The sequence below is a fragment of the Alteromonas sp. AMM-1 genome (genome assembly GCF_047290655.1).
GTDB lineage: Bacteria > Pseudomonadota > Gammaproteobacteria > Enterobacterales > Alteromonadaceae > Alteromonas > Alteromonas mangrovi.
This window is the reverse complement of record NZ_JBLBUE010000237.1, coordinates 1-3967: the sequence shown is the minus strand read 5'-3', so window position 1 is coordinate 3967 and position 3967 is coordinate 1. Positions and strand designations below refer to the sequence as shown.

4 protein-coding genes and 1 pseudogene are annotated in these 3967 nt (G+C 47.5%); 3 read left to right on the top strand and 2 right to left on the bottom strand.

Annotated features, from left to right (window positions below; translation table 11 throughout):
* Positions 1–546: amino acid permease (locus tag ACLR2L_RS19345; RefSeq protein ID WP_413370545.1), on the bottom strand; the 546-nt coding region annotated here is incomplete at its 3' end.
* A gap of 87 nt (positions 547–633) precedes the next feature.
* On the opposite strand from ACLR2L_RS19345, the gene ACLR2L_RS19340 reads away from it, so the two are divergent.
* The 3 genes and pseudogenes from ACLR2L_RS19340 to ACLR2L_RS19330 all read left to right on the top strand — a co-directional run bounded on the left by ACLR2L_RS19340 (position 634) and on the right by ACLR2L_RS19330 (position 2712).
* The gene (locus ACLR2L_RS19340; RefSeq protein ID WP_119499538.1) at positions 634–1053 is read left to right on the top strand and encodes an Lrp/AsnC family transcriptional regulator; all 420 of its coding nucleotides are present in this window, start codon (positions 634–636) and stop codon (positions 1051–1053) included.
* 30 nt (positions 1054–1083) lie between these two features.
* Complete coding sequence (locus ACLR2L_RS19335) at positions 1084–2001, top strand: LysR family transcriptional regulator (protein WP_413370542.1); 918 nt, start codon at positions 1084–1086, stop codon at positions 1999–2001.
* A gap of 100 nt (positions 2002–2101) precedes the next feature.
* Positions 2102–2712: pseudogene (locus tag ACLR2L_RS19330) on the top strand (LysE family translocator).
* Between the two features lie 264 nt (positions 2713–2976).
* On the opposite strand, the gene ACLR2L_RS19325 reads toward ACLR2L_RS19330, so the two are convergent.
* Entirely contained in the window at positions 2977–3633 is a 657-nt protein-coding gene (locus ACLR2L_RS19325) for a TetR/AcrR family transcriptional regulator (RefSeq protein WP_413370540.1), read from the bottom strand.
* Positions 3634–3967: the final 334 nt, after the last annotated feature.

Genomic DNA, 3967 nt, shown 5'->3' with positions numbered 1-3967 from the left:
AACTACAAGAGTAATAACGAGTGTGAGCATGAGCTGTAGGGTCGAAGAAAACTGAATACCCCGGTAATTAAGCGCAAACAGCAGCGCGATAATGCCCAGTTGAACGGGCAGCGCCCAGTCCGGTGAGAGACCAAACAGCGTTTCGATAAACCAGTACGTCATAATGATGGCAGCAGGCGCGCCAATAGGCACCACAAACAAAAACAACAAACCAATGGTTCTGCCTGCAGATTTGCCAAACGCCTTTTCAACAAAATAGGCCGGGCCGCCCGCATGAGGGTAGCGGGAAGAGAGTTTAGCAAACACCATGGCAACGGGCAGAATCGCTACCGTTAATACAAGCCAGCTGATCATCGCCCAGTGGCCAGCGGTGTTGATGGTCATCTGTGGCAGAATAAATACGCTGGTACCCAGCAAAGTGGTGGTCAGCAGCCCTGCGCCCTGCCAGCGTCCAATTTTGTTATTTGCATCGTGCATGGTGATAAACAAACCCAATCGTACTGCGTTAATTTGAATTGCGTAATATACTGCGTTTTTGCGCTTCATAACGTGTTACTTTGCGTGCATTCAGCGCGTTGTTGCCGTCACTTTGACGGCAGAAAGGCTTTTTACCTGCAAAATGACGGAATCACGATGGACAAATTCGATCAGGCTATTCTAGCTCAGCTCCGGCAAAATGCCCGGGCCAGTATTTCAGCGATTGCTGATGAAGTGGGCCTGTCACGTTCCGCCGTCACAGAACGGATTAAGAAGCTGGAATCGAACAATGTGATCCGCGGCTATCAGGTTATGTTGTCGGAATCGCAAAAAGAAGGCGTTGCCGCTTATCTTGAAATCCAGCATAAGCGGGCACGGTGCGCGGATGTGGTGCCCTATTTTCGCGCCATTCCTGAAGTAGTGTCGTGCTACGGTGTTACCGGCGAGTGTGACCTGATTGTGCTGATAAAAGCAGACACCATGCGCCGGCTACATGAAATCCGTGAGCATATCGATACCATCGACGACATCATCAAAATAAAAACCCACGTGGTGCTGAATCAGTGGTTGGGATAACTTCGTTTTAACTGAAACGGGAACACACAAATGCTCAGAAATACCAACCTCAACTTGCTTCGCACGTTACACGTATTGTTGCAGGAAGCTCATGTGAGCAAAGCAGCGCAACGTCTTCATATCACCCAGTCAGCGGTGAGCAGGCAGTTAGCACAGCTTCGGGATATCTGGCAGGACGAGTTGCTGGTGCGAAATGGCAACCAGCTGATCCTCACGCCCAAAGCCGAAATGCTGAAAGCGAAGCTCGACACGCTAATGGACGATTTCGATTTGCTGTTGGCTGAAACCGTATTCGACCCTGAAAACTGGTTTGGCGAGCTGGTGCTGTCGTCGAGTGATTATGTTGCCCAGTATGTCATGCCGGACGTATGCAAGCGGCTCAGTAAGCAGGCGCCAAATCTGGCGGTGAGCTTGCGATTGTGGGAGCCCGAATATATTCACCGGCTCCACGAACTCAATATTGATATCGCTTCCACCATGTTGCCGCATAAACCGGACGGCATTTCTGGTATCCGCATTGGCGCGGACCATTCGGTGCTGGTGATGCACCAGTCACATCCACTGGCTTCAAAAAAGCATGTCACCGTGAATGAACTGATTGCTTATCCGCATATTAAAATTACCGGTGGGGCTGACAAAGATACCTTTGTTGATGACATTCTGCGGCAGCAAGACTCACAGCGCCGGGTTCATTTACGGGTGCCCTTCTTCAATGCGGCACTGAGCCATTTGCAAGTATTCGACGGGCTAATGGTGATGCCAGAGCACATTGCTGAGAGTTTGGGGGACAGCTGGAATATTGTGTATAAACCACTGCCTTTCAACGTTGAAGAAAATCAGTACTGGCTTATCTGGCATCCAAAATATGATAACGACATCAGACATAAATGGGCGCGGGAGCAGGTAAAAGACGCTATTGCCCATTGCGAAAGCTCAATCCAACTTTAATTGATTTTCGGTATTACTCTAAATCATAGCTGTAATGATGTCTTATGATTTCCAGTTATGCTTGTGATGCTTCTACAATGCAGGAAATTGGAGGGGCATCATGACCATCGTTGTATTTTTCACCTTATTTTCTGTTTGTTTGTTGGTAGCCATGTCTCCTGGTCCGATTCTGGCAGTTGTGACTAAACATGCACTGTCCGGCGGGCGTTTTAACGGGCTTTGTACTGCATGGGCCCATGCGTCGGGTGTTTTCTTCTATGCGTTATTAACCAGTTCAGGATTGGCCGTGTTACTGCAACATTCACCGGTGTTGTTTAAAGCACTCACCTGGCTGGGAGCCGGGTATCTGGCCTATCTTGGCGTAAAATCGCTGATGTCGAAGGGCGGTATTCAGGCGCAATTGCAGTCTGGCAAAAAAGTCTCTGCGCTGGCAGCAGCAGGGGATGGCCTGGCAATATCATTGTTTAACCCTAAAATCGCACTTTTTTTATTGCCCTGTTCAGTCAGTTTATTGGTGTGGCCGGCAACATGGCGGAAACAGCGGTTATCGTTGCAACCCCTGCATTAATTGATGGACTGTGGTACACGCTGGTTGCCGTGGTGATGTCCAGTCAGGCGGTAGTACAACGGATTCAGGCGAAAGCAGGCATGATTGATAAAGTCACTGGCGGGGTGTTGATCTTACTGGCTTTAAAAGCGGTGTCACTTTAAGAAAATTAAAAATAGAATTAACATTCGATTTTTCAATTGAAGCTATTTATAGAATCAATTTTTAATCAGCCGGAATTTTAGTCACAGTGTTACCGTGACCATAAGCTTATCTTTCCAGTTGAGTCGTGAAGGTCGTCAGGCCTGCGTGTCACACTTACCGGTTGCGAAAGCGGACTTCCCTTATGTTCACTTTCGCAACCATTTCCCCGTAATCACCATACAGACCGCGCTTTGCAGTGTTTTTGCCGGTAATCAGTCTGCAGGTTAACGGATATTATCAGGGTGTCCGAGCAGGTAATGCAGTGTGATTTCGCTCAAGTCTTCCAGCATTTCGTCCCAGTCTTCTTCACCGCTAGTGGCATCTACAAAACCCAGCCCTAAAAAACGGGATAAAGCAGAATAGGCATACATAAAACCACGGTGAACGGCACGGGTTGGATCGGGTTGAGTAATTTCATCTTTGCATTCTAAAAGCAGCTTAAGAAAGTCCTCGGTATTTTGCCAGGCGTGTTGTTTACCAATTTCCCGCACCACTTCATCTACCACAGAAATTTCCATTAGCGGCCGTAGAATTCCCTGATATTTGCGAAGGATATCACCGTACTGACGGATAACCGCCGGTACCAGTTGCCTGAGCTTCAGGTTTTGTCTGCGGATCATGTTAATTGCCACAGCCGAGTCGACTTCCAGCGCTTCGAGTTCGTTGCGCTGAACCTGACGGATCAGGTTCTCTTTGCTGTTAAAGCGGTTATAGATAGAACCGATGGAAACATTCGCACGCTTACTCACTTCCTGAAGCGTAAATTCTGCGTAACCTTTTTCGATTAATAAGTCTGCGGCGGCCCGAAGCAAGCGCTCCAGAGAAGCCCGGCTTCGACTCTGCTTCGGTTCCCTGTGAAATTCAGTAGTATCTGTACTCAAACGGGTATTCCAATTAACAATTTAACGTCATTTTATGCCCTGAATAATAGCGTTTTTCGCCGCAGATAAACACCGGTTTATCCCGGCGGGGCATGATCACGGCAGTGCCGTTACTTTCTCACGTTAGAATATTACGGCAAAGTTGTAAAAAATTATTTAAACAAATGTGCTTGATCCAATTTTTAGAATCTGTATTCTAAGAACATATTCTGAAGCTGGACCATTTTGAATGAAATCTGTTATCGCTTTTTTCAAACGGCTGGAGCAAATACCGCAGGGCCTGATCATTGTTATCTCTGCATTTCTTCCTCTTTTCGCCATTGTGTCGATGTTT